The 26,607-nt window shown below is 47.9% G+C and carries 25 protein-coding genes; 22 read left to right on the top strand and 3 right to left on the bottom strand.

The window, feature by feature from the left end; genetic code table 11:
• The 11 genes from V4534_05120 to V4534_05070 form a co-directional block, all read left to right on the top strand.
• A partial coding sequence (locus V4534_05120) for an asparagine synthase-related protein (protein MES2504243.1) occupies positions 1-1,132 on the top strand: 1,132 nt, incomplete at its 5' end.
• Complete coding sequence (locus V4534_05115) at positions 1,090-2,955, top strand: acyltransferase family protein (protein MES2504242.1); 1,866 nt, start codon at positions 1,090-1,092, stop codon at positions 2,953-2,955. The genes V4534_05120 and V4534_05115, both read left to right, overlap by 43 nt.
• A gap of 19 nt (positions 2,956-2,974) precedes the next feature.
• The gene (locus tag V4534_05110) at positions 2,975-4,183 is read left to right on the top strand and encodes a glycosyltransferase (protein MES2504241.1); all 1,209 of its coding nucleotides are present in this window, start codon (positions 2,975-2,977) and stop codon (positions 4,181-4,183) included.
• Positions 4,177-5,373 carry a 2-phospho-L-lactate transferase CofD family protein gene (locus tag V4534_05105; GenBank protein ID MES2504240.1) on the top strand — a complete coding sequence of 399 codons (1,197 nt, stop codon included), beginning with the start codon at positions 4,177-4,179 and terminating at the stop codon, positions 5,371-5,373. Before V4534_05110 ends, V4534_05105 begins: the two co-directional genes overlap by 7 nt.
• Positions 5,348-5,941 (top strand): HAD-IA family hydrolase, encoded by a 594-nt coding sequence (locus V4534_05100; GenBank protein MES2504239.1) that lies wholly within the window; start codon positions 5,348-5,350, stop codon positions 5,939-5,941. Before V4534_05105 ends, V4534_05100 begins: the two co-directional genes overlap by 26 nt.
• On the top strand, positions 5,938-6,786 hold the full coding sequence (locus tag V4534_05095) for a glycosyltransferase (protein ID MES2504238.1): 849 nt from the start codon (positions 5,938-5,940) through the stop codon (positions 6,784-6,786). Before V4534_05100 ends, V4534_05095 begins: the two co-directional genes overlap by 4 nt.
• On the top strand, positions 6,783-7,508 hold the full coding sequence (locus tag V4534_05090) for an NTP transferase domain-containing protein (protein MES2504237.1): 726 nt from the start codon (positions 6,783-6,785) through the stop codon (positions 7,506-7,508). The genes V4534_05095 and V4534_05090 overlap by 4 nt, the downstream gene beginning before the upstream one ends.
• Positions 7,505-8,359 (top strand): class I SAM-dependent methyltransferase, encoded by an 855-nt coding sequence (locus tag V4534_05085; protein MES2504236.1) that lies wholly within the window; start codon positions 7,505-7,507, stop codon positions 8,357-8,359. Before V4534_05090 ends, V4534_05085 begins: the two co-directional genes overlap by 4 nt.
• On the top strand, positions 8,337-9,566 hold the full coding sequence (locus V4534_05080; protein MES2504235.1) for a glycosyltransferase family 4 protein: 1,230 nt from the start codon (positions 8,337-8,339) through the stop codon (positions 9,564-9,566). Before V4534_05085 ends, V4534_05080 begins: the two co-directional genes overlap by 23 nt.
• Positions 9,563-10,768, top strand: a complete 1,206-nt coding sequence (locus V4534_05075; protein ID MES2504234.1) for a hypothetical protein — start codon at positions 9,563-9,565, stop codon at positions 10,766-10,768. The genes V4534_05080 and V4534_05075 overlap by 4 nt, the downstream gene beginning before the upstream one ends.
• Positions 10,765-11,700: an MraY family glycosyltransferase gene (locus V4534_05070; GenBank protein MES2504233.1), complete on the top strand. Its 936-nt coding sequence runs from the start codon at positions 10,765-10,767 to the stop codon at positions 11,698-11,700. The genes V4534_05075 and V4534_05070 overlap by 4 nt, the downstream gene beginning before the upstream one ends.
• On the opposite strand, the gene V4534_05065 is transcribed toward V4534_05070, so the two are convergent.
• Positions 11,637-12,155 (bottom strand): hypothetical protein, encoded by a 519-nt coding sequence (locus tag V4534_05065; GenBank protein ID MES2504232.1) that lies wholly within the window; start codon positions 12,153-12,155, stop codon positions 11,637-11,639. The two genes, V4534_05070 and V4534_05065, sit on opposite strands and share 64 nt — an antisense overlap.
• A 2-nt stretch (positions 12,156-12,157) precedes the next feature.
• On the opposite strand from V4534_05065, the gene V4534_05060 reads away from it, so the two are divergent.
• From V4534_05060 to V4534_05040, 5 genes are all read left to right on the top strand, one after another.
• Positions 12,158-14,161 (top strand): dehydrogenase E1 component subunit alpha/beta, encoded by a 2,004-nt coding sequence (locus tag V4534_05060; GenBank protein ID MES2504231.1) that lies wholly within the window; start codon positions 12,158-12,160, stop codon positions 14,159-14,161.
• A 27-nt stretch (positions 14,162-14,188) separates the two neighbouring features.
• The gene (locus V4534_05055; GenBank protein ID MES2504230.1) at positions 14,189-16,105 is read left to right on the top strand and encodes an Rne/Rng family ribonuclease; all 1,917 of its coding nucleotides are present in this window, start codon (positions 14,189-14,191) and stop codon (positions 16,103-16,105) included.
• Positions 16,102-16,839 carry a hypothetical protein gene (locus V4534_05050; protein ID MES2504229.1) on the top strand — a complete coding sequence of 246 codons (738 nt, stop codon included), beginning with the start codon at positions 16,102-16,104 and terminating at the stop codon, positions 16,837-16,839. Before V4534_05055 ends, V4534_05050 begins: the two co-directional genes overlap by 4 nt.
• Positions 16,840-16,925: 86 nt before the next feature.
• Complete coding sequence (locus tag V4534_05045) at positions 16,926-17,540, top strand: hypothetical protein (GenBank protein MES2504228.1); 615 nt, start codon at positions 16,926-16,928, stop codon at positions 17,538-17,540.
• 126 nt (positions 17,541-17,666) lie between these two features.
• The gene (locus V4534_05040) at positions 17,667-18,254 is read left to right on the top strand and encodes a hypothetical protein (GenBank protein ID MES2504227.1); all 588 of its coding nucleotides are present in this window, start codon (positions 17,667-17,669) and stop codon (positions 18,252-18,254) included.
• Between the two features lie 4 nt (positions 18,255-18,258).
• On the opposite strand, the gene V4534_05035 is transcribed toward V4534_05040, so the two are convergent.
• Together V4534_05035 and V4534_05030 are read right to left on the bottom strand one after the other, a co-directional pair.
• Positions 18,259-19,551, bottom strand: a complete 1,293-nt coding sequence (locus tag V4534_05035) for a Glu/Leu/Phe/Val dehydrogenase (GenBank protein ID MES2504226.1) — start codon at positions 19,549-19,551, stop codon at positions 18,259-18,261.
• 17 nt (positions 19,552-19,568) lie between these two features.
• Positions 19,569-20,516 (bottom strand): DUF6178 family protein, encoded by a 948-nt coding sequence (locus V4534_05030; protein ID MES2504225.1) that lies wholly within the window; start codon positions 20,514-20,516, stop codon positions 19,569-19,571.
• A 42-nt stretch (positions 20,517-20,558) separates the two neighbouring features.
• Here V4534_05030 and V4534_05025 point away from each other — a divergent pair, with 42 nt between their 5' ends.
• The 6 genes from V4534_05025 to V4534_05000 all read left to right on the top strand — a co-directional run bounded on the left by V4534_05025 (position 20,559) and on the right by V4534_05000 (position 26,580).
• Entirely contained in the window at positions 20,559-21,329 is a 771-nt protein-coding gene (locus V4534_05025; GenBank protein ID MES2504224.1) for an ion transporter, read from the top strand.
• A 1-nt stretch (position 21,330) separates the two neighbouring features.
• Positions 21,331-22,851 (top strand): acyl-CoA carboxylase subunit beta, encoded by a 1,521-nt coding sequence (locus V4534_05020; GenBank protein MES2504223.1) that lies wholly within the window; start codon positions 21,331-21,333, stop codon positions 22,849-22,851.
• A complete protein-coding gene (locus tag V4534_05015) occupies positions 22,848-24,353 on the top strand; it encodes an acetyl-CoA carboxylase biotin carboxylase subunit (protein MES2504222.1) in 1,506 nt (501 codons plus the stop codon). Before V4534_05020 ends, V4534_05015 begins: the two co-directional genes overlap by 4 nt.
• Positions 24,350-24,862 (top strand): biotin/lipoyl-containing protein, encoded by a 513-nt coding sequence (locus tag V4534_05010; GenBank protein MES2504221.1) that lies wholly within the window; start codon positions 24,350-24,352, stop codon positions 24,860-24,862. Before V4534_05015 ends, V4534_05010 begins: the two co-directional genes overlap by 4 nt.
• Before the next feature lie 87 nt (positions 24,863-24,949).
• On the top strand, positions 24,950-25,954 hold the full coding sequence (locus tag V4534_05005) for an AI-2E family transporter (protein MES2504220.1): 1,005 nt from the start codon (positions 24,950-24,952) through the stop codon (positions 25,952-25,954).
• A complete protein-coding gene (locus V4534_05000) occupies positions 25,951-26,580 on the top strand; it encodes an ankyrin repeat domain-containing protein (protein MES2504219.1) in 630 nt (209 codons plus the stop codon). Before V4534_05005 ends, V4534_05000 begins: the two co-directional genes overlap by 4 nt.
• Positions 26,581-26,607 lie beyond the last annotated feature (27 nt).

Genomic DNA, 26,607 nt, shown 5'->3' with positions numbered 1-26,607 from the left:
ACCTTTTGGTGAAGCGAAACCTACCAGCCCGGATATCCGGAAGTTAGTTGAACAAGCGGTCGCCTCGCGGATGGAAGCAGATGTGCCGATGGGTGCGTTTTTATCCGGCGGCATTGACTCGAGCATCGTTGTGGGGGTGATGAGCAAGCTCAAAAAAGAGCCGGTGAAAACATTTTCTTTAGGATTTGCTGATGCGCCCAACTATGACGAAACCGCCTATGCGCGTCTAGCATCTGCTGCATTTAAAACTCAGCACACAGAGATTAAGCTTGGCTCCAATTGCTGGCAGCATGTGGAAAAACTGGTGACGCTTTATGACGGACCAGTAGGGGATTATTCAGCGCTGCCAACTTATATTGTGAGCGGCTTAGCGAGAGAGCAGGTCTCAGTCGCTCTTACGGGTGATGGGGGTGATGAGATTTTCTGTGGCTATCCCAGATTTATTGCTGGGGAATGGTCAGAATCTATCCCCAGTAGCTTGCTGAAGATTGGGCTTTTATTGGGAGGTAGTCCTGGGCCTGGTAAGCGGACATTTATAGCACAGATGCGACGATTTTTAAGCGTTGCTTCTCTGCCGCTTGCGGAACGAATGGCCGCGTGGAGTTCTTATCAAACTCCGCAAGGTGAACCGTTGGCCTGGGTCAAAGGTATGTTTGAATCAACGGAAGGACTGCATCCACTGGCCCGAATCCTGTCTCATAATTTTGAAAGCTATCTACCTGAAGATCTATTGGTCAAAGCTGACCGGTGCTCGATGGCTCATGGGCTTGAACTGCGCTCACCTTTTTTAGATACCAAACTCATTGAAGGTGCTACTCAGCTTGCCCCTCGAGCGTTACGCAGGGGTCGAGATACCAAAATAGCTCTCAAGAAGGCGTTCGAAGACATATTGCCTGCGCAAATCTTACGGCGTGGAAAGATGGGTTTCGGTATGCCTCTTGGGTTATGGTTTCGAACGGATTGGGCGAGCAGCCTCGTAGAGCTTATCGGTGCCAGGCAGGCGAAGATCTATGATTATATGGACTTTAATTTTGGTCAAAAACTTTTGACGAGTCATCTCAAGGGCGCTCAGGATAACGCTAGTTTGCTATGGATCTTAATGACGTTGGAGCTTTGGCTTCTGAGAAAATGAGAGGCCTTGAACGCAGAAAGGATATAGATGGCTTACGTGCCATCGCTATCTTGTCGATTGTAGCCTACCATTTTTTTCCAAGCGTGAAGGGTGGGTTTATTGGCGTCGATATTTTTTTTGTGATCTCGGGCTTTCTAATAACGGGTGTCATCCTTAGGGACCTGGAAGCTGGTACGTTCTCCTATAAGAATTTCTATGCAAGACGTATAAAAAGAATCTTTCCTGCCTTAATCTTGGTTCTCGGTACTGCCCTTTTGTGCGGGTATATCTTTCTAATTCCAGCAGAGTTTTTTGAGCTAAGCCGGTACCTACTAGGTGGGAGCAGCTTTTCCGCCAATTTGATTCAGTGGCAAGAGGCGGGTTATTTCGATATGGATGCCAGAATGAAGCCTCTGCACCATCTTTGGTCGTTGGCAATCGAAGAGCAGTTCTATATTCTGTGGCCCCTTCTACTTGTATTGGGTTGTCAAAAACGAAAACTTTGCGGGTGGATTGTTTTGATACTGGCCTGCCTTTCATTTGGATCAAATTTATTGTTGGTGTCTGCTCATCCAATAACCACCTTTTACTTGCTACCGTTTAGAGCGTTCGAGTTGATGATTGGCGCGATGTTAGTCCTATTTCCATTCTCTTTTCTTTCTAATATTCTGTCGTTGTTGGGCGTTGCCACTATAGCCGCCGGGCTTATGCTTATTGACAATACCAAACCTTTTCCAGGCTGGTGGGCGCTGCTGCCTTGTTTAGGTACCGCTTTGGTCATTTCGGCTGGGGAAAAAGCGTGGCTAAATCGGAACATACTGAGTGCTCCATTCATGGTGTGTATTGGACTTATCAGTTATCCCCTTTATTTATGGCATTGGCCCATCTATTCGTTCAGCTTTCTCTATGAGGACGGGCAACCATCGCATGCAATTCGCTTCCTATTAGTGGCCTTAAGCTTTGCTCTAGCCATTTTGACCTATATATTTCTAGAGCGGCCATTAAAATCATTTCCGAATCTATATTCATTTCCGCTTTCAGGTGCGATGGCCGCTATGCTTTGTTTAAGCTTCTTGCCGAGATATTTATCGGTGAACTCAAAAAACCTTATCCAGCGCAGAAACTATGACTCTTGTAAAACATTAATGGATTACTCCGACGAGCAGGGATTCAGAAAGTATTCAAATAGAAATACTGCGCAGGGTATTTTATACCTGGGCGATTCCCACATGCATCAGTACTGCCCCCGGATCGCTCAGATTAGCACGAACCATAAGATAGTGTTTGCTGTTGCTTGGGGCTGTCTTCTCGCAAAAGACATCAAACGCAAAATATCGGCGACCTGGGATAGAGATTCATTTATGCGATGCCAAGCCCTTAATAGCCAACTCCCTGCCTTCGCTCAAGATTCGAGTTTTAAAACGGTTGTTGTCGCAGGATTTTGGAACCGCTATTTTTCGACTGAAATCAGTGAATACTACAAAGAACAAAATGGAATTTCGCGGCCGTTCAATAGAGATAGCCTAGATATAATGCTGAGTGAACTATTTACTACCTTGGTAGAAATTCAACGAACTAAAAAAGTTATTCTTGTATTAGACCATCCACCAAGACGCCAAGACAAGGATATCAATGCTGCCCGGCAGTTTAGTATTAAAACAAAAATGATTGCTCTAGCTCATCGTTATCATATTTCTGTCATTGATCCGACAGAACACCTATGCCCCAATGGAAAATGTCAATTGGCAGATAAAGATAGCTCACAAATCTACCGTGATAACAATCACCTTGATAGTATTTATGTTCAAAAACACGCTACCTTTATGGATCACACTGTTCAGTAGTAATCTGGCTTTTAGAAAAATGACGAGTAGAGTTTTGTACATCACGCAAAACGGTATTGCCGATCACATTGGTCGCTCGCAAATTGCTCCCTATCTAATTGGCCTTGCACGGTCAGGTCAAAAAATTCATATCTTAAGCGCTGAAAAAGCTCTTAATCGCGGCCTGATAGAAAGTTACGAAACAATTTTTAAACAAGCTGACATTGAATGGACACGAGTGGCATACCGAAACTCACTGCGCGTTGTCCATCCGATTTTGACCCAGCTTTGTCTGTTTTGGGCGGCCGTTCGGATTGTACGACGAAATGCTATTGCATGGGTTCACTGTCGAAGCCATCCAGCCGCCTTAATCGGATTTTTGATCAAATTCCTATGCCGAAAGCCATATGTTTTTGATTTTCGCGATTTTTACGTAGATTGCGGCAGAGAGCAATTTTCCGGTATTCGTGGTCTGATTTATCTGGGACTTGCGCGACTGGAAGAACCGATGTTGAAACAGGCAACCTGTGTGGTGTGTTTGACTGAACGCGCAAAGTCAATCTTGGAATCAAAAGGCGTAAAAAACCTATTCGTTATCCCTTGTTGCGCTGATTTTGAGCATTTTGATATACAGCGCGTGTCACAGACAGAATTGATTAGAGCTAGACAAAATATCGACCTATCTGAAGATGATTTTGTGATGTTGTATTTGGGGAGTTTGGGTTTTGACTATCTGCTCACTGAAATGCTGATGTTGTTTAAGCAACTTTGCATGATAAAAGATGACGCCAAGCTCTTATTTGTGTCTAACAATGGCGAACAACTGGTGCGCGCCGCTTTGCCTCAATATGATATTGCCGATAGCGATGTTCGCTTTGTGATGGCGACGCGAGAGCAAATACCTGCTTTCATGGCTATGGCTCGCCTGTCTGTCGTTTTTATACGACCAACCCTTTCAAAGGCTGGTTGTTCGCCTACCAAATTGGCAGAGCTATTTGCCGCCAATATTCCTGTGATCGCGAATGCGGGAGTTGGAGATTTAGACCGCATTATCGATCTGGATAGCAATGGTTCTACCCTCGTTGCAAACTTTTCGAATCATTCCTTGAAGACGGCGATTTTGCGCGTTTTAGAGCTTCAGAGTATAACACCGGTAAATATTCGCGAGAATATGCGCGAGTTTGATTTGGAAGAGGGGATAAGGCGGTATTTGCGCGTTTATAGGCAGATGGACGCGGTATCATGCTGAATGTTGTCGTTTTTAATGGCGGAAGAGGTGCCTCAACACTTATCAAGGAGTTGCTTGTTCGCCCGGGCGTGTCGTTGACGTCGATCGTCAATGCTTACGATGATGGCAAATCAACGGGTGAGATTAGGCGTTTTTTTAATATGCTCGGCCCTTCTGACATCCGAAAAGTGCAAGAGCTGATGCTGCCCATGAATGATGTAGACTACGCGCTTAATTTGGATTTGTTTCAATATCGGTTTCGGAGCGGCGCTACGCGTTCGGAAGCATTGGACTATCTGAAAAAATTTGAACTAGATGATATGCCTTTTCGTAGCCGTTTGATTCGAACTGCCTTAAGGCGCTTTGTAAAGGAATTTACCCAAAGCTTAGAGCTTACTGAGAAGGTTGGAGGGCAGACTTTTAATTTCTCTGATTGCTCGGTAATGAACTGTATATATGCTGGCGCCTATATTGCTTCGGGGCGAGATTTTCACCGAACGATTAAGTCCTTCGAAAATCTATTTGGGCTGCGCGGACGAGTTCTTCTGGTGAATTCGGAAAATAGAATCCTCGTGGCTCTAAGGGAAAATGGCGATGTCTTATATGACGAAGCATCTATTGTTGAAACGAGCTCGCAGGCGCCTATAGAACGTATTTATTTGTTAGAGACCGGACTTAAGCCGGGTTGCTTAGATAGTCTGTCAATCAACGAAAAACGTCTATATTTGTCTGGCGTTCATGCGGGAGTCGGCAGTCACTCTGCTACCCTGGAAGCTATCGAGGGCGCCGATGTAATTGTCTATGCAGCGGGCACCCCGCATTCGTCGCTCTATCCTACCTATATGTCCGCTGGCTTGGCCGAGCGAATTGCAGCGAATACCAATGCTTTAAAAGTTCTCGTTACCAATATTAAGCGGGATAACGATACAAGTGGATACAACGCCTCGCATTATGTTGAAAGTGCTTATCGCTATCTATCGATCAATGGCGATAGAGCCAATTTTGATCTTTTAGTTGATGCTGCGTTGGTTAATTTTCCCAATGAAAATGGTGTGAATTATGTTTCTTGCGATAGCCCAGAGATGTTGAAGTTTAGTATCACCCGCATTGTCGGTGAATTTGAGCATGCGGAAAATTTAGGTGCCCACGATGGCGCCAAGATCGTTGAGCGTATTTTTGAGCTGTATGAAGAAAAAAATTCTGATTTTTGATGTTGATGGCACCCTTGCGCCCACTTCGTCCTTTCATGTGCGTGCTTTTGCTCAAACCCTGCAGCCATTTGGGGTCACTGTGGACTATGGGTTGATTGCCGGACTAGATACGAAACATGCTATGGAAAAGTTGCTTGCTGGCGCCTCGATCGATTTATCGCATAGCGAGCTCGCTAGTTTGATTAGCCAAAAGCAGAGCATCGCACGCCAATTGATCGCTGCTGAGTTAGAGCCAGTGCCTGAAATCGATTTCTTTCTAAAGAAGCAAAAAAATCTTTTGCCGATGGCTCTGGTCAGTTCGGGATCCCGCGTAACCGTGCAGGTCACATTAGAAAAACTTGGCTATGCGCAATGGTTTGCACCGCAGGTTTGCGCAGAGGATGTGCATATGGGTAAACCTCATCCTGAAGGATTTTTAAAAGTATTGGAGGTGACTGGATTTCAAGCGTCGCAGGCGCTCATATTTGAAGACTCCTCCGTAGGCTTTGAGGCAGCAAAAGCTGCTGGCATAGATTGCATCAATATGAATTTGGATTGGCAAAAGCAATTCATGGCTTTTATAGTATGAAGGTCCTTGCTGTTGTGGTGACCTATAACAGGTGTGCCTTGCTCGAGCGTTGTCTAAACCATTTGGAAAAACAAATTGCCTATCCCGACCAATTAGTAGTCATTGATAACGGCAGTACAGATGGGACTGCTAAAATGCTGGCGGAGCGGTTCGTGAACACCATTTCTCAGCCTAATTTAGGATCTGCTGGTGGTTGGCACCGGGGAATCGAGTGTGCTTTGAACGAGAAGTTTGATGCGGTTTGGTTGATGGACGATGATGGCTATCCGGCTCCAGAGGCTTTGAAAATTTTGAAGGCCGCAATGTTGCCAGATCGGGCTTGTGTTTCGTCCGTAGTTGTTCGGGAGGATGAGCCATCACTTCTTGTGTTTCCTTTACGGGCCTTTGGGCGGCTTCAAACCATTGAAGCACTTAAGAAGCGGTTGCCGGAAGGCGTTTTGGATGCAGCTCACCTATTTAACGGTGCATTGGTGAGTCTTTCGGCAGTGAGAAAAACAGGCAATGTTACAGCTGAATATTTTATTTATGGCGAGGAAGTAGACTTCTTCTTGCGCCTGAAAAAAATTGGTAAGGTTGTTTCGATTTTAAGCGCATTACATTATCATCCGGACGTTAATTTAAGGCCATACAGCAAACAAAAAGTTTATTACTATTTGAAAAATATGCTCATTATCAATGCGCGTTATTATCGTTGGCCCGCGCTTCGTTCTTTGGTGATTCTGGTGATGCTTCTGTTTCGAATCGCTAATCGCAATGGCATTCGAACGGTCGTCGCTTACAGAACTAGTATTTTTCGTGCCGTTGCCCGCGGCTTTCAAGGCAAGCTGGGGCACGACTTCCGGTGACCTTAAAAGTCTTGATCCCGGCGGCCGGCAGAGGCACAAGAGCTGGACTTCCATATCCTAAAACGTTGTTTCCTGTGCATGGAAAGCCGATCTTGGCTCGAATATTAGATGTTGTGGCGGGATATGATTCCATGCCAACTGTAGTTGCTAGTGCTGAGGGGAGTGAGGCAATTAGTGATTATCTATCGCGTGAAGGCCGAGCCATCGATCTAATAATGCAAGAGCGCCCGTTGGGTATGGGCGATGCCGTGCTTAGCTTTAACAAGTCCAGCTCATATATGGCTGCGGAACACATTTTATTGTTATGGGGTGATTTGCCTTTCATAATGCCTGGAACGATTGAAAGTCTTGTTAAGGCGCATACATCGGGCTGCTATGATTTTACCTTTGTCACCAAACAGACAAAATGCGCATACACCCGTGTTGAGAGAGACGCACAAAATCGCGTCATCGCTGTGCGGGAGACCAGAGAGGAAGGTCTTAGCTTGTACCAGGGCGAAAGGGATGTGGGACTATTTGTCTTTCGAAAGCGGCTGGTTATGGATCTGCTACGCGAGGAATTGCCGGGCAAGCGGGGAGGTTCCACAGGGGAGCATGGCTTTCTGTATATAATTAGGCACCTAGTAGCCCGAGGCTTCCGAGTAGAGGGGCTGCCGATTGCAGAAGAAATCGAGTTGCGCTCGCTTAATCATTTGAGCGACTTGGAGATGGATGCCTCATGAGCAATGCTGAGCTGTTAAACCTGCACGCTGAAACTGTAGCTGCCTTTGGAGACGAGTGGACGAAGTTTCGGCAGTTTAGTGATGACTGCATTCTCCAGTGCGCAGGTTCGTATTTTGATTTGGTTAATGCCGAGATGCTGTCGAGCGAATCCGTGGTTTTGGATGTCGGTTGCGGTTCAGGGCGTTGGGCTCAATACCTAAGCGGTTTTGTCAAGATAGTGGAGTGTATAGACCCAAGTACGGCGGTGGATGTGGCCAAAGATGCGCTGATCAATAAAGGCATCAAAAATGTGCGCATTACACAGGCAGGTATCGATGACATGCCCTTCCCTGACGGGTCCTTTGATTTTGTGATGTGTCTCGGCGTATTGCATCATCTTCCTCGCGCAGGTGAGGGGGTTGTTAGATGTGTCGAAAAACTGAAAGCAGGTGGCTGGTTTTTGGTTTATATTTATTACGATCTCGAAAATAGACCTTATGTGTATCGCGCACTTTTTCGGTTAGTAACCATGGTTCGAAAAAAAATATCGAAATTGCCACCTTTTTTTAAAAAGGCTCTTTGCGACGTGATTGCGTCAACGATCTATTACCCATTGGCGAAATTCTCGGCCCTTATGAATTTTATAGGTTTGCCCGCCAAGCATTTAGAGATGTTTCCGCTCAGCTTCTACCGAGATAAGGCATTTTGGATTATGAGAAATGACGCCCTGGACAGGTTTGGAACGCCGCTCGAGCAGCGGTTTTCTCAAAACCAGATCCGAGAAATGCTTGAGATGGCTGGTCTGGTAAATATAAAATTCTCTGACAAGGCGCCTTATTGGCACGCGGTTGCGCAAAAGAGCTGGTCGTAAAGGCGATTTTGAAAAAGATGGTTGGCGAGTGACATCGATTCTTTTTCTTGTGACAGAAGATTACTTTTTCTGGTCTCATCGGATGCCCATCGCGCAGGCAGCGGTCAAGGCAGGCTATCAGGTCAGTGTTGCCACACATATCGGTGAAGTGGCCGATAAAATTCGGGCAGCGCGCATAGATGTCATTGCGACAAAATTTGGCAGAGATAATCGTCATCTATGGCTTCAGTGGCGTGCTTTGCTTGAGATTAGGTCCATATTGCGAAGCAACAAACCAGATATTTTTCATTGCGTGGGACTAAAAGCGGTTATTTTTGGCATGTTGGCTTCGCTGGGGCTTTCTGTGCGGCATCGGGTTTGCTTGCTGCCTGGACTGGGGGTGGTTTTTACCAGCGATCGGTTACGATTTAGGCTGATGAAACATGCGCTCCGGAGCATATGTCGTTTTCTATTTGAGCAGAAAGGCTGCTCGGTCATTGTGCAAAATCGAGATGATTTCTCCCAAATAAACAAGCTGGCCCCGAAATCGACCGTTCATTTAATACGTGGTTCAGGAGTCGATACCGAACTATTTAAACCGACTTTTGAGCCAGCTTACCCGATTGTCGTATCGTTAGTGGCCAGGATGCTGTGGCATAAAGGCGTGGGGGAATTTGTTGAGGCGGCGCGCGTTATCAAGGCGGCTGAGTTTAATCTGAAGTTTTATTTGGTGGGTGGTATCGATTTGCTGAATCCAGCTGGAATTCAACGAGAGCAACTAACAGCTTGGGAAAATGCTGGGCATTTGACTTGGCTGGACCACCAAGATGACATTGGTGCGATTTGGCGGCGGTCTCATATTGCAGTGTTGCCTAGCTATCGAGAGGGTTTGCCGAAATCACTGCTTGAGGCGGCCGCTTGCGGCAAGCCTATTGTTGCGGCTGATACGCCTGGTTGTAGAGAGATTGTTCAGCATGGGGTTAATGGGTTGTTGGTGCCTGTTAAAGATGCAGGCGCTTTGGCGGAGGCGATTTTGACATTGGCGCTGGATTCTAAGCTTAGGGCGCAAATGGGTCTGAAAAGTCGGCAGCTGGTGACAGAAAATTTTTCTAAAGAGCAGGTGGCTGCGCAAACTTTGAGAGTCTATCATTGTCATCCCGGGCTTGAACCGGGATCCAGCGTTGTGCAGGGGGCTGGGCCCCGGGTCGATCCCGGGGTGACGGTGTGATTGGGTATAGTATTGCCTTTGCCACGTATTTGGTGCTGGTCTTTTTGATTAGAAGGTCGCTGGATGTGCAGGAAAGCAATCCCATCGTGTTGACGCTATCGGTTGGCTATTGGCTGCGGATTGTTCTTTCGTTTTTCTTGCGTGACATCCCATTTTGGAGCCATGGTGCAGGGGGCGATTACGCTGGCTACGAATATAATGCTCAGGATATCTTAATCTATTGGCACCAACATGGCCTTGAATATGTCACTCGCGATAAGTTGCCCACCATCTTAGAGTCGTCTCTGCCCGCTAATATTATTGCGCTGATGAGTTATTTAAACGGGGGTTATTCACGCGTGGCAGTGGAGGGGCTGATTGCATTTTGCGCGTGCATGACTTGTTTGATGCTTTATCAGCTCTATATTATCTATGACCCCATTCGGAAGATTAGCTTTCGGATGATGCTGTTTTGTTTGTTTGGTTTGACGTTTCTATTCTACACGTCGGATTTATTTAAAGACGCTTACGTTGTATTTTTTGTGGTCGGTATTTTCTGGGCGTCTTTGCGATTCATTCAGGCTCAGTCGGTGTTGCCTGGAATTTTGTTTTGTCTGTGTTGCTTTGTGGGGCTTTGGAACGTTCGGCACTATATGGTTTATCCGGTCATGCCAATCTTTACGCTGGGCATTTTGGGCATTTCGTTTACGGACGGTAAATCTCGTGCCGTTTGGGTCATGACTGTAATGGCTGTTGGCGTTTCTCTGATGCCAATGCTTTATGATTTGCTTCATGAAAATGCTGAAAAGACATTTGAGATTGCGAGCAGTGAGGCTTGGCATCGTGGCCTTCAGGAAGGTGGGTCTGGCGTTGATTTAGGGGAGTATCAGTCTTCGGTATTCTCGTGGCCTATTAAAGTGATTTATACGTTATTCGCACCTTTTCCTTGGCAGGGTGGTTCCTTGGGATTTCAGATTGCTAAGGTTGAGTTGTTGGTTTGGTATTACTGCTATTATCAGGCCTTTGCTGGGTTGTTGTTTTTAAATCGTCGAAATCGCTATTTTGCGTTGGCGTTTCTGGTTTTCTTGGTGCCGGCTATATTTGCGTACGCAGTTTCTTTTGGAAATATTGGATTGATTGTGCGGCAGCGTTTGCCGATTATGTTTGTGGTCAGTATTTTGGCTGTGTGGGGTATGGCGCAAAAACCTAGAGAGATTTCGTGAGCTGCGTATGCGCTTTTTTGCTGAGTTGCTTTCTAGTTCACTGGATTAAAAAATTCGCGCTGCAGTGGGGGCTTTTTGACCAACCTTCGCATCGAAAAGTGCATCAAATACCTGTGCCGCGCCTGGGTGGGGTGGGCATTGCTTTAAGTTTCTTGGCAGTGGCAAGCTGGAGCTTGCCTTGCGCGGCAGGCGGCGGCGCGGCTTTTATTCTAGGTGTGTTGGATGATATAAAAAGCGTGTCTTACCGGACGAAGCTATTTTGGCAGGCGGTGATTGGGCTGATGATGGCCTGTATGCTGCCACCGATCTTGATGTTGGATCTTGGGTTTTTTGGTCTTTGGTCTGTGGGAATTGTCGGACCTTTGCTCATCGCCTTTTGGTTTATGCTTTGCATGAACGCGGTTAATCTGATCGATGGGGTGGATGGACTATGTGCTGGGGTGGTTTTGGTCAGCCTAGGCCTACTGTTTGCTGTGACACTTGATATGAGGATTGCGATACTGATGGCGTCGGTGGTGGGGTTTTTGGTTTATAACTACTCGCCGGCATCAATCTTTATGGGAGATGGCGGTAGCTATTTCTTAGGGTTTATGCTGGCTTTTTTTTGCCTTCAGAGATTTGGAAATGCAGGGCGTTTTGAACTGGTACCGGCCGTTTGGATTGTCTGGTTGCCCATATTTGAGTTGGTGCTATCGATTGTGCGTCGGTATCTGTCAGGAAGACCTATTTTTTCAGCAGACCGGGGACATATCCACCACCACCTGCTGCACTTGGGCTTGGGGCCTTCTCAAGTGATGTGGTTGATGATGACGGTCCAATTGGGGCCCGGCACTATAGGCGTGTTGCTGCTTTGGATTTATAGAAAATGTTATAGGGGAACCACAGTCAGGTCCGTGATTTTCCATACCCCGCCTGAAAGAACGAGTTTATAAGTTGTGGCTAATATTTCGAATACCTTATCGTGCTGGTTGATGCGTTTCCAAATAACTTTCGCTTGGGCATGATTGCGCGGTTCATTGAGAGAAATGACCCACTGGTCTGCTTCTGATTTTTTATAGCGCCTGGCTTTAAGGTCGCGCATAATATCATAAAGTTGGTTCTCAAGTTCTAAGGTGCTTCGGCAGGTAAGCCAAAGAGGGATTGTCCCCCAAAAAAAATATTTGGTAAAAGTCACAGGAGGCGCAAAATAGGTCGCTAGTTTTTCCATATCCTCATCTGTAATGGTTTCCGAGGTGGCGATTCGCTTGAACTCGGTCGCGTACTCTTCCATGCGTGTTTGGATTCTCTCGGAGGCATGGGCAAAGTTTAAACTAATGAATACCAAAGTCATGAGAAGCTTCATCCAAATTTCCATGTCACGGACTAAAAGTTTGGTATAGAGGGTCATTCGTGAAGGAATCAATCGCTGAACAGGCATATCGCCTCATGTTGACCTCGAGAGAGCTCGATAAGAAGATGCTCATTTTGCTGAAGCAGGGCAAAAGCTTTTTTCATATCGGTGGGATGGGTCATGAAGCGATTCAAGCGGCGGCTGCGCTTAGCTTAGATCCAAAACGCGATTATCTTTTCCCCTATTATCGAGACCTGACTTTTGTGCTTGGCATGGGCATGACCCCCAGAGACTGTCTGCTGGGCTTTTTAGCGCGGGAAGGCGATCCGAGTTCTAACGCCAGGCAGATGCCGATGCATTATGGGCATCCGACCTTGAATATTCCTAGCAGTTCGTCCTCTACCGGAACGCAATATCTTCAGGCCGTCGGCTGTGCATTTGCCTCGCAGCGACTAGATAAGCCAGGAAAGTTGGCAGTGACAGTGGTTTGCTCGGGCGATGGAACAACCAGCCAGGGTGATTTCCATGAAGCGGTCAGCTGGGCATCTAGAGCTAAGGCGCCGGTTATATTTTTGATTGAAAATAACGGCTACGCCATTAGTGTGCCGCTCAAAGACCAGCGCCCAGGCGGGGAAGTCGCTAACATGGCCAGCGCTTATCCTGGTCTTACGTTCGTGCGGGTAGATGGCTGCAATTTGGAAGCGAGTTATGAAGCTTGTCAAAAAGCCGTCGCACATGCACGGGCAGGCGGCGGGCCGGTGCTCATTGACGCCAGTGTGGTGCGACTGTTGCCGCATAGCTCGTCGGACGATGATAAAAAATATCGCGAAGCGCTGGATTTAGAGGCGGATAAAACGCGGGATCCGTTGGTGACGAATAGCCATTTGTTGCCGGCAAAAAAGCTGAAAGCGATGCAGCAGCAAATCTTCGATGAAATCGATGCTGAGGCTGAAAAGGTTTTATTGGAGCCGTTGCCCAAAAGCGACGATGCGCTCAGGTATGTGTATGCGGAGCCGGTGGCGAAAATCCTCCCCGACCCTCCATTTTTAAAGGAGGGAGATGGGACTGGGGGAGTTGAGATGGTGTTGGTGGATGCCATCAACCGGGCTTTGGCAGAAGAGTTGGCTCGTGATTCGAAAGTATTGGTTTTTGGGGAAGACGTTGCTGGTGGCAAAGGGGGCGTGTTTACTGCCACGCGTGGTCTGACCGCCAAGTTTGGCATTGAACGTTGTTTTAATGCCCCACTGGCTGAATCGAGCATTGTTGGTGTCGCTATTGGTCTGGCATTGCGCGGGTTTAAGCCCGTGCCTGAAATTCAGTTCGCTGACTATATTTGGACCGCCATGATGCAGATTCGCAATGAGCTGTCCGTGATGCGTTACCGTTCCAATAACACGTGGACGTGCCCAATGGTCATCCGTGTTCCTGTAGGTGGCTACATTCACGGGGGGCTTTGCCATTCGCAAAATATTGAAGCAACGTTTGCGCATTTTCCCGGCCTTCAAATTGTCATGCCGAGCACGGCGCTGGATGCTTATGGCTTGTTGAAAACCGCCATTCGCGGCGATGACCCCGTTTTGTTTTTAGAGCATAAGTCGCTTTATCGTCAAAATTTCGCCAAGAGCCTAATTCCGGGAAATGCCGATTGGTGTCTGTCCATCGGTTTGGGCAGTGTGAGGCGCCAGGGTGAGCATGCCAGCATCATTACTTATGGTGCCATGGTTCAAAGGGCTTTAGAAATCGCCCGTGAATTTGAATCCGAGGGCGTTAGCTTAGAGGTAATCGATTTACGAAGTATCCGGCCTTACGATTTTGAATTAATCGCCCGAAGCGTGCAAAAAACCGGCCGTGTCTTGGTTTTACATGAAGATACCCGCTTGATGGGATTTGGGGCAGAGTTGGCAGCCGAAATTGGGGAAAAATGCTTTGCGTTTTTAGACGCACCGGTGACCCGTTTGGCAGGCGCCGAGGCGCCTGTGCCTTATGCTGGCAATTTGGAGGAACAGGTCCTGCCACAGGCCTTTGCCATCAGGCAAACTATCAAGCAGCTGTTGGCTTATTAGGGCCTTCGTGCTATATACCGGGGCTTCATGTCCAAAGAGATTATTATTAACGCCGATATGGCGGAAGAAGTCCGGATCGCGATCGTAGAAAACGGTCGCTTGGTTGATCTGGATATCGAAACTCAAAGCCGTGCAAAGCATAAAGGCAATATTTACAAAGGTATTATTTCTAATATTGAAGACAGCTTAGAAGCTGTCTTTGTTGATTTTGGGGAAGAAAAGCAGGGCTTTTTGCCCATGTCCGAAATTCGGCCTGAACTATACCCAGACGCTTTACGAAAAACCAAGAAAGCAAAACCTTCTGAAATACTGACGCGCGGCCAAGAAATTGTTGTTCAAATAACCAAAGACGAAATCGGCAACAAAGGCGCCGCCATGTCAACGTATCTATCGTTGCCTGGCCGCTATGTTGTGTTGATGCATTCTGATGAAGGCGGCGGTGGCATCTCGCGCAAAATCGACAGCGAGTCTGCGAGACAAGCTGCCCGCGATATGCTGACCCGCTTAAGCGTTCCTGAAGGCCTCGCGGTTATTATTAGGACAGCTGGTATGACCGCCAGACGCCAAGATTTGTATCGAGATTTTAAAAATCTCTGCGATACTTGGGCTCAAATTGGCAAAGGCGCTCAACTCGGCCGCGCCCCAACTTTGCTCTATCGCGAACCGGATATCGTGGTTCGCACCATCAGAGATTATTGCTCGTCTGAAGTTGCGAAAATCGCCATTGACGATGAAACCGAATACGAAGAAGCGCTTCGGTATTTCACCGACAACATGCCCAATCTGGTTGAAATCCTAGAGCGGCACAATAAGAAAGAACCAATTTTCCTAACCTACGGTGTTGAAAAAGCCATTGAAGAGCTGTTCGAGCGCCAAGTTAAACTGCCATCAGGCGGCTACATCGTGATTGAGCAGACCGAAGCATTGGTCTCCATCGATGTGAACTCTGGCAAATCAACCAAAGAAGAAGACCACGAAGCCACCGTTTATAAAACCAACCTGGAAGCCGTGGTTGAAGCGGCCAGACAGGTCAGACTCCGCGATTTAGGCGGCATTATCATCATCGATTTGATCGATATGGTATCCGGCAAGCACCGACGCGATGTTGAGACTTCCTTAAAAGATGCAGTCAAAAACGACAAAGCCAAGATCAAGGTTGGTCGCATTAGCGATAACGGCACTTTGGAAGTCACTCGTCAGCGCCTAAGACAGTCTCATCAGTTGATTAGCCACGTCACCTGCGCTGCCTGCGAAGGCACCGGCCGTGTGCGTGACACCGCTGGCTTGGCGATTTTGGCTCTGCGAAATCTTTACTCTTATTTGGCCAAGAAAAAGCATCATTTAAGTGCTCTGAAAGTAAAGCTGCCGATTGATGTGGCCAACCAGCTGAATAATCAAAAGCGCCGTGAGCTACTGGAAATTTCCGAAAGCCATCAAATCCAGTTAGAGATTTTTGGCGATGTGGCCTTGAGAGATTCCGGCATTCATTTTGTGGAAGAGCGCCGCGGTCAAGCTGGGTTGGAAGTTAACAAGCCAGCACCTAAGGGCAATTTCAAACAAAACCGCCCGCATCATCATTTAAATCTGCCTGCGCCCGATATCGGCCCTGCACCAACGTTGATTGATTTTGACGAAAACCTGCCAGAAGACGAAGAGTTCGTTCAGGCTGAAGCAAAGCCAGTAGAAGAGCACTTTGAAGATCCATTAATGGAAGCTTTCTTTGGTGGCGCGCCGCACGTGGATATTCTGCCTGAGTCTGAGCCAGCATCTGATGCAGAAGCAGGCGAGGCAGATGAACAAGCACCTGCCGGGACAAGCGCTGAGCCTTCGGATAAGCCAGCCGGCCCTAAAAAGCGCCGCCGCAGATTCTCGCGTTCTAGACGCCCTAAACCTGCAAACGGTGATAGTACCCCTAACGTCCCAACCAGTGGAGAAGCATCATGACTTTGTTAATTATTGTTGTTTTAAACGCAGCTGTATTGGCATTAATCGCATTGGCCGTAAATCGCCGCACAAAGTCGCTGAGCGCTGAAGCTACCGGCGCGCGCGGGGCGAAGCAGATAACTGATCAGAAATATACTCAGCTCAGGTCTGAGCTTAGTGCGTTAAAAGAGGACAACTCAAGAAAAGCGAAACAACTTGACGAGTTGCGTGAAATCGCAAAGCGTAGACTGAAAAAAGAGGCAAGCCCCATGACTACTGAAAATCTACCCGCAGCATTCTCCCCGCAAACCCCTTCTTTTGACGTGGCCCTAAAAACCGTTCAGCAACAAGCTGAGCAGGCGCATGAAGAGGAGTTGGCTAAACTGAAAGCGCACTATGAAGATCGTTTGGCCAAGTTGGAAGCTCAAGTAACGCAGCGCAAACAGTCAATCGACAAAAACAAAAAGAGCTTGGCCTCTCAGTTGACTGCGAACGTCGATGGCCTGTCCGAAGATGTCATTATGGAAATGGGCCGCTTGCTGAAGCGTTCAGAACACGCTGAAAAATTATTTGCTGCCACACGCGGTAAATTGCAAATGTCTCAAGAACGTTTCTCTGAAATGCAAAAACGCTATTTCGGCGTCTGCCGTGAGCTTGCCCTTGCAACAGGCAACTCTTTGGGAATCAGCGATGAAGATTTCAGAAACCAAGCTGAGGATTTGCTGAATATCTCTGAGAAATCTGTGGAAGCGTAGCGAAATTTGGTGATCTGAATTTTCTTTGATAGGTTGTTCTTCAGATAGGGTGATCTGGAATAAAAAAACCTATCAAGGAGAATGGTATGAAAAAATTTTTGTTTACTTCACTAATGACTCTCTTGGGTACTCAAGCGCTTCAAGCCAAGACAACAGAGTACTTTGATAGACCCGTCGGTGAGAGCACTATCGTCGAAACAAGAATCGTCAAAGACCGTTCGATGTCTTTCACGTTAGATGTTTTGCAGCTTGCTAAGCTGACACTCGCTGGAGAATACGCTCTACGCTTGTCTGAAAATGTGGCCCTGCTGGTACCGGTGCAAATCGGTGGGCAGCTGCACCAGACACGGGTGAATAACCTTGATAACACGAACTATTCGTTGGCTTTGGGAACAGGTTTAGGCGCACGCTTTTACTTGACCGGTGCTGCGATGGGTAGTGGCTTTTACCTCCAACCAATCGCGACCGTTGCATGGAACAGGGCTTTGTCGACAGAGGTGGATTCGCTGAAAGTGAATGCAGATCTGTTGGCTGGTTACTCATGGGTATGGCATACAGGCTTTACCATGAACATTGCTGCTGGTCTTGATTATCAATTTGCTACTTTGCTAGAAAAAGGTTCCGACAAGTTAGTTCAGGTAGGTGATATGGAGCACACTTTACACCCAACCATGTCATTAGCATTCGGTTATACCTGGTAAGGCAAATGGCGGGCTAGCCCGCCGAAGCTTCAGCGCAGGTGGGAGAGGCATCTCCCTTTTTTTATTTTTAGTTTTCCCTTGAATATACTTGGCAAGTTCAGCTTCAATAGATATTCAGGAGTGACTATGAAAATTAAGTTAAGCATCGTTCTTTTAGCGCTAATCGCCTCTCAAGCAACTTTCGCTGAGCATGTTGGGGTGGCTAAAGAGTCTTATGAAGAGTCATATACTGAAGATCGGTCTTTGCAGATCATGTGGAATCCGCTTTCTTTATTGGGACTGACTTTCGGGAGCTCTTTTGGCATTCGTGTTGCTGACAAAGTTGCGCTGGTTATCCCATTGGAGCTGACGTACATCGGCGGGAGCGTCACCTATGGTGATAACAACCAGAATAGTGCGTCCTATGTATTTGGAGTTAACAGTGGTTTAGGCGCCCGGTTTTACTTCTCCGGCGGAGCGTTTAGGGACGGGTTTTACGTCCAGCCTATGGTAAATCTGGGTTGGATGCAATTTGGCAGTCGTAATAGCGCTTTCTTGGTAGGTGGAACTGCGATGCTCGGCTACTCCTGGGTTTGGGACTCGGGCTTCACACTAAACTTAGCCGGGGGTGCGAGATATGTTTATTTAACCACTAAAGCAGAGGCGAAAAACGATATTTTCGCTCTGCATGGCATTGTGCCAGCCTTCGAATTCGCCATCGGCTATTCTTGGTAATGCCTCAGGGCCAGATGCCGCGGCGGGTGTAGATTTCTTTTAGGCGCTCTAAAGCAATTGCGTAAGCCGCGGTTCGCATTTCGATATGCAGCAAGCGCGCCTTATCAGACACTTCTTGATAGATATGCTTCATGCGCGTTTCGAGGCGCATGCGCACATCTTCAATATCCCAAGTCTCGCTGCGTTTGTTTTGCAGCCATTCAAAATAGCTGACCACCACGCCGCCTGAGTTTGCCAGAATGTCTGGGATGACCGGGATGTTTTTCGAAAGCAAAATCTTTTCGCCCTCTAAATCAGTCGGCCCATTTGCGCCTTCTACCACGACTTTGCAGTTCATGAGCTTTGCTTCGTGAGCACAGATTTGCAATTCTAAGGCTGCGGGCACGAAAATATCGCATTGTGTGGAGAAAAACTCGTCTCGACTGATAGCCTGCCCACCTGGATAGCCATCTAGGCTGCGTTTGGCTTTGACATACTCGGAAAGTTTGTAAGGGTTAAAGCCTTCAGGATGTCGCCAGTAGCCAGTGTGATCGCCGACCGCCGTTAGGCTGACACCCATGCGGGATAGGATTTGTGCCGTGTTTGAACCCACGTTACCAAAGCCTTGTACAGCCAAGGTTGCGCCGGGCAGGGAGAAGCGGTTTTCATTGGCCCACTGGGTGATACAATGTACGATGCCGCGTCCGGTTGCTTCTTCGCGACCCGGGCTGCCGCCGCAGACGATGGATTTACCCGTCACCACGCGTTTCACTGATTGGCGATCGGAGGTTGAGACAATGTTGCTAAACGTATCCATCATCCAGTCCATGATTTGGGCGTTGGTGCCCATGTCAGGGGCAGGGACGTCCCACTCAGGGCCGATGTTGTTGCCGAGTGCGTGCGTGAAGCGGCGGGTGATATGTTCCAAATCTTCGTTGTTATAAAGATGCGGATTAAATTTGATGCCGCCTTTGCCGCCGCCGAAGGGGATGTTTTGTAGCGCGCATTTCCATGTCATCCACGCCGCCAGCGCTTTGCACTCGTTTAAATAGACGCTTTCGTGGTAGCGAATGCCGCCTTTGAAAGGTCCTAAAATGTTGTTGTGCTGAACCCTATAGCCTTTGAACATTTCGATTTTGCCGGAAGTGAGCTTGACCGGAAAATGGATGATGATTTCGTTCTTGGGCTGCTTGAGAATGCTTTTCAGCGATTCATCCATCGAGACGATCTCAAAAGCTTTTTCAAGCTGGCCATCTGCAAGCTCAAACAGGTTTTCTTGCTTAGGGGCAACGTCATCGGCTATTTCAATCGGCTGCATGTAGGGTCTATAGCAGCCTACTTTAATGAATGTCCAATTTGAAAAAGCTTTTTAACCGAAGTTTTTGCTAGAGCGTCGATAGAACGGTACTCTAAGGCCTTCTCGATCATCAAAGTCACGTAGGTGATGGTCTCTGTCAGTGCCTGTCTTTCACCTGCGTCTCTGCCGTAAGCCAAGTGAACTTGGTTGCAGGTAGCGATAAACTCTCGCATCACGCGGGGGCGGTCTTTTTCAGGCAGCGCATCATAAGCTTTTTCGAACACACCTTTGCTGGCCGCCAGTTTAAGAAGCCCTGGCTGAACGGATTCGTCGCCTTCAATAATGTTGTCAGGCAAAGGAGGCAGCGGCATGTCGGGGTTAACTTTCTGCAAGATGCTCTTAAGTTCAGCCAGCGGTGAAAACCCTAGATCTTGAAGCCGGCCATCTCGCCAATGCAAAGCTTCTTCTTCAAGCCCTGAAGCTGTTTCATAACGAACTGACTCTAAAAGCCTGAGCGAGAAATCCAAATCGCGCGCGAAAAGCTGCTCTAAAATATACTTCCAAACGGTGCTTCCCGAAAAAACCACCAAGTAGCGCCCATCTGGTGTGTATAGCGCTTGCTCGGGTGATTCGATGGGATCTTCGCCCATTTCCAAATGGTATATCTCGGTCTGCGTTTTGAGCAGAAAAGCAATGAGTTCAATATCTAGCTCGTGAAAAGCTTTAACCGCTACCGCAGAGTTTGCAGTAAATAAGTTCTCAAGCCATTCTTCCATTTTCTCAATATTTACCTGGTCAAAATTCCATGCATCCAAGTCAAATATTTCCTGCACTTGGCTCGGCGAGAGCAGCTCCAGCAGCTCATGACTGTCTACAATGCCGCGCTCTTTAATTGCCATAAGAGCTTCTTGCGCAGGTAGTTTTCGAACAATTCCAATATTGAGATTTTGAGATAGATTGGTCATAAAGCGCTTAGATAATGGCATAAGTTTGAAAACTCGCAACCAAAAGGGTGATATTGATTTGCGATGCACCGCTTCAAAGAAAAACTCTACGATGTGATTTTCAAATCAGACACTCAGCTGGGCAAGTTTTTTGACATTGTCTTGCTGGTGACGATTTTAGGAAGCGTCCTGGTTGTTTGTCTGGATAGTGTGCGAGAAATTCGGCTCGAGCATGGGCTCATGTTGCGCAGAGCCGAATGGGTGTTCACACTGCTTTTTACGCTTGAATATCTGGGCCGGGTAATAAGCGTTCGAAAGCCGTTGGCTTATATTTTTAGCTTTTATGGCTTGGTCGATCTGGTTGCCGTCCTGCCTACCTATCTGGCGGTTATTGTTCCGAGCGCGCACTCTTTGTTGGTGGTTCGTATCTTCCGGATGCTGCGGGTGTTTAGAATCTTGAAGCTCGGCCCTTACCTGGCGGAGGCACAAATGTTGTCTGCGGCATTAAGAGGCAGCAGGAGAAAGATATTGGTCTTCTTGCTTAGCGTTATCACCATCGTGTTGGTGGCGGCTACTTTGATGTATTTAATTGAAGGCGAAGAAAATGGTTTTGATAGCATTCCAAGAGCCATGTATTGGGCGATCGTCACGGTCACGACCGTAGGTTATGGCGACATTTCGCCCCACACGGTCGGAGGGCAGTGCCTGGCCTCTATCCTGATGATAGTGGGCTACACTATTATTGCGGTACCCACTGGCATTGTTTCTTCTGAGTTTATGCGGGCGCAAAATAAATCGAGTGACGATGCGCATTGCAAGACTTGCGGCAGCGCATTAGAGGACAGGCGTGGATAATATGCAAAGAGACATTCTGGCCCAAAAAAATGCGCAGGCACTTTTGGGTGGGGGCCCTCAGCGAACTGAAAAACAGCACCAGGGCGCTAAGTTAACAGCCAGAGAACGCGTTGACCTGCTGCTTGATCCGGGCGCCTTTGTAGAGACCGATAAATTTCGCGTCAGTCAAAATGGCGGGCAAGTTCCAGGCGACGGGGTAGTGACTGGCTTTGGCCAAATCGACGGCCGTCAGGTCTTTGTGTATGCGCAAGATTTTACAGTCTTTGGCGGCTCGCTCTCCACCGTTGTGGCGCAGAAAATCTGCAAAATATACGATCTAGCACTGAAAACCGGCGCGCCGGTGATTGGCCTAAGCGATTCAGGCGGTGCCCGCATCCAAGAAGGCGTTGCCTCTTTGGCCGGCTACACCGATATTTTTTGTCGCAATGCGCTGTCTTCAGGCGTCATCCCGCAAATTTCTGCGGTGATGGGCCCATGCGCGGGCGGCGCGGTGTACTCGCCAGCGCTCACCGATTTTATTTTTATGGTTCAAAACACCAGCAACATGTTTTTGACCGGGCCTGATGTTATAAAAACGGTGACCCATGAAGAGGTCACCATGGAAGAGCTCGGCGGCGCAGACACACATAATGCTAAAAGCGGTGTTGCGCACTTTGCGTGCCCAGACGATACGGCAACTTTGCTCGCCATCCGCAAGCTGTTGTCGTACTTGCCTTCCAATAATAGAGACCTAGCGCCCAGCAAAATATCTGCAGATAGCCCTGATAGACGCGATGAAAAACTTAAAACGATTATCCCCGAGCATGCGAGTAAACCCTACGATGTGCGCGAAGTTGTTAAGGCCGTTATAGACGATGCTGATTTTTTCGAAGTGCACGAAGCTTTTGCACAAAATATGGTCGTTGGCTTTGCTCGCATGATGGGCAAAAGTGTGGGCATCGTTGCCAATCAACCGGCCATCATGGCTGGCGCCATTGACATTAACGCTTCTGATAAAGCCGCACGTTTTGTTCGCTTTTGCGACTGCTTTAACATCCCAATCTTGACTTTTGTGGACGTACCCGGCTTTCTGCCCGGCACTGAGCAAGAATACGGCGGCGTTATTCGCCATGGCGCTAAATTGCTTTACGCTTATGCCGAAGCCACTGTTCCTAAAATCACCGTGGTTCTACGCAAAGCCTACGGTGGCGCGTACTGCGTGATGGGCGCTAAAAATCTGCGCGGGGATTTAAACTTTGCCCTTCCCACCGCTCAAATCGCTGTCATGGGTGCTGAAGGAGCCGTAGCGGTTATTAAGCGGGAAGAAATTGCTGCCGCAGCTGACAAAGATGCGCGCTTTAAAGAATTGGTGGCGGACTACGCGAGCAAATATCAAAACCCTTATCATGCAGCCGAGTTAGGCTACATAGACGAAGTCATCTTACCGGAAGACTTAAGGCCAAGATTCTGCCAGGCCTTAGCCATGTTGCAAAATAAGCGCGACACTAATCCGCCCAAAAAGCACGGAAACATGCCGCTATGAAAATCCGCAAAATTCTCGTGGCGAATCGAGGCGAGATTGCCGTTCGAGTGATGCGAACCTGCCGCGATTTGGGCATCGATTCGGTGGCAGTCTATTCAGAGCCCGACCGAAAAGCCCTCCACGTACGCTATGCGACCGAAGCGTTCTTTATCGGTCCCGCTAGCGCTGCGCAAAGCTATTTGAACATTGAAAAAATCATTGCCGTTGCCAAGCAATCCGGTGCCGATGCTATTCACCCAGGCTACGGCTTCTTGTCCGAAAATGCGCATTTTGCGGCTGCCGTAGAAGAAGCTGGCTTCATTTTTATTGGCCCTAAGGCGCATTCTATAGAATCGATGGGCTCTAAAACCAGAGCCAGGCAAATCATGCAGGCTGCCGGTGTGCCCGTCGTTCCAGGTTTAACGGAGGCTATCACAGACCCAACAAGTGCAATGGCTGCCGCCGTCGAAATCGGCTTTCCCGTCATGCTCAAAGCCGCAGCGGGCGGAGGCGGGCGCGGCATGCGCTTAGTGTCTAAACCAGAAGATTTTCTAAGCTGCCTGGAGTCAGCCCAAAGCGAGTCGCAAAATGCCTTTGGCGACAGCGCCATGTACATCGAGAAGTTTTTAGAAAAACCCAGACACATCGAAGTGCAAATTTTCGCCGACAGTCACGGTCGCGTGTTTTCTTTCCCCGAACGCGAATGCTCCGTTCAAAGGCGCCATCAAAAGGTCATTGAAGAATCCCCTAGTACATTTGTGACGCCGCCCATGCGCGAGAAAATGGGCGAAGTGGCGAGACAAGCTGCTAGGGCCGTGGACTATTTAGGCGCTGGCACCATCGAGTTTCTGGTTGATGCCCACCGAAATTTTTACTTCATGGAAATGAACACGCGCCTGCAAGTGGAGCATCCCATCACCGAAATGGTGACAGACTTAGATTTGGTAGAAATGCAGATTCTAGTCGCTCAGGGCGAGCCTTTACCTTTTGAACAAAGCGATTTGGACCCGACGGGCTGGGCCATCGAAGCACGCGTTTGCGCTGAAGATCCAAATCAAAACTTTATACCATCACCAGGCCTCATCAAAAGCTACAAACAACCCGGCGGCCCGTACGTTCGAACTGACATGGCCATCTACGGCGGTTATGAAGTGGCTGTCGACTACGACTCCATGATTGGTAAAATTATCACTTGGGCTCCGACTCGGGATGTCGCGCTGAGGCGCTTAGACAGAGCACTGTCTGAACTCATCATTCAGGGTTGTGTGACCAACACAACTTTCCTACGACAAATCTTAAACTTCCACCCCTTCCATAGTGGCGATTACGACACGAGTATCATCGACAGACTCTGGGCTGAAACATCAGATTGGGTTCAAGATTCCGACCGCATCGCGGCCCTTTTAGGCGCTGCGTTGTTCTACCAAGAGCACGAGTGTTCATTGCAAACGAATGTTCAACTGAATCACGAAAAGCCGGACGCTCTTTCTGCGTGGCAACAAACTTTAGGGCTTGGCTTATGAAATTAATTGCCTCATTAGAGGGCAAAGAACATGCCATCCAAATTGACCCAAGCGGCGAAATCACTTTAGATGGCCAAGTCTATCAAGTGGACGCTAGGCGCCTAGGCCCTGATGTCACATCGGTACTCATCAACGGTCGCAGTTACGATATCGATGTTGAGCCTTTAAATCCGGCAGACCCGCTGGATGGTCGTCTGGCAGTCAGAGTACGTGGGCGCGTCATCCCCGTAGAAATCCTAGGCGAACGCGCCCTTAAAATGAAGAAAGCTAGAGGCCTAAATCCTGTAGCCAGCGGGCCGTTAAAAATCACCTCACCGATGCCAGGCAAATTAATGCGCCTCTTAGTCGCAGCCGGCGATAAAGTTCTAGAAGGCCAAGGCGTAGCTGTTGTTGAAGCCATGAAAATGGAAAACGAACTCAAAGCGCAACGTAGCGGCCTTGTAAAAGAAGTCTTTGCCGCCACAGGCGACACCTTAGAGCGCGGAACGCTTATTCTTACGATAGCATAGGCACGTTTCAAAATTCAGTCGAGCCTTCGACTGAATTTCTGAAGCTTTTCTTTTATTTTCTATCTCATTCGCGTAATAAGAACATTAATGACTACCAGTAAAACCTCACCATGGTTTCAATCGATTGCTTTGATTGTATTCCTTTCGGTCCTCTTTGTATCACGTTACATGGTGATACTGACGCTTATCGGCGTTGGCATTGGTGTCTTATTAACCCCCATCTTGGACCGCGCCCAAACTTTATTTAAGCTTAAGCGGGGCTATGCGGCCCTGTTGGTCTTTGTCACGTTTTTATTGTCGTCTCTTGCGCTTTTATTAGCGTTCGGATGGATTATTGTTGACCAAGCGAATGCATTCGTAGCTGGTTTCCCTGAACTTTCTTTGAATGTCCAAAGCCAACTTGAACGTTTGTTCAATAATTTCCCTTGGCTGCGTTCCTATATTCAAAACATTGATATGTCAGACGGGTTAAAAACTCTATTGTTCACTGTTGGCAGCGGAGCACACGACGGCCTGGCGGCCTTCGGTGGCGCTGTTGTAGCGATATTTATTGGACTTTATCTGGCGGTGGAAGCGGACTACTATTTTCGAGGGTTTCTGCGAGCAGTCCCAGCTGCCTATCAAAAACGTACGGAACATATTCTGAGCCGTTGTGGCAAAGTGACCCAAACTTGGTTCGTCGGCCAATTGCTCGACATGGCCATTATTGGATTGCTAACAACGGCAGGGCTGTGGTTGGTAGGCGTCGATTATTGGGCATTTTTCGGTCTCTTAACCGCTATATTTGGCATTATCCCTTACGTCGGAACGCTTATTGTGGTTGTGGCGGTTTCTTTGGTAACACTCGCAACGGATATCCAGCAGATACCATGGGTTTTGCTAGTTTTCTTTATAACCCAACAGATCGAAGGCAATATTCTGCTGCCCATGGTGATGAAAGCTCAGGTCCAGATTCCTGAAGCATTGCTCGTCATCGCAATGCTATTTTTCGGCTTCTGGTTTGGGCTTTTGGGTGTTTTTATTGCAACGCCACTAACGGCCATTCTATTATGTCTGTATCATGAGCTTTACTTGGTCGAAAAAACATTATGAAACTACTCCTCAATATCTTGATCTTAGGCTTCGCGCTTTTTCAAATGGGTTCTTCCTGTGAAAGTGAGCTGAATCGTATAGTACCCGATCCTCATAACTATCCCTTGCACTCTGCGGTCAAATTCAATCGGATGGAAGAAGTGCGAAAGTTAATTGAACAAGATGGCATTTCGGCTAATTCATCGGATAACAATAGAAATACGCCCATGCATATTGCAGCTTATCAAGGCGATATCTCTATGATTAAGTATTTGGCAAGCAAAGGAGCGGATTTAAATGCGCGAGACGCTCCCAAAGGAAGAACTCCGCTTCACGTAGCCGCTGCGCAAAGTCATTGGTTATCAGGCTATCAAGACGTGATAAACACGCTAATTGAACTAGGTGCGGATGTCCACGCTGTGGATAACGACAAGAAGCAAACAGCGCTCCATAGGGCTGCCTATTGGTTGAAGGAAGAGAATGTCGAAGCTCTCATCGCAAAAGGGGCAAATCCCCATGCTCGAAACTCGCAGAATAGAACTCCTTGTGACGAAATTAACGATCGTTGGAGTGCTATGACCGACAGAAGTCGTGAAACCTTAAGAGCGAGTGTCAGCAAAATTAGAGACTTGGTTTGCACGCATTAATACCGAAGTAGCTTTACCTTGACGGCC

This window comes from Myxococcota bacterium (assembly GCA_040387835.1).
In the GTDB taxonomy this organism is placed as follows: domain Bacteria; phylum Myxococcota; class UBA727; order UBA727; family JABDBI01; genus JAZKCZ01.
Note: the sequence above shows the minus strand (reverse complement) of the source record. Positions and strands in the feature narration are given on the sequence as shown.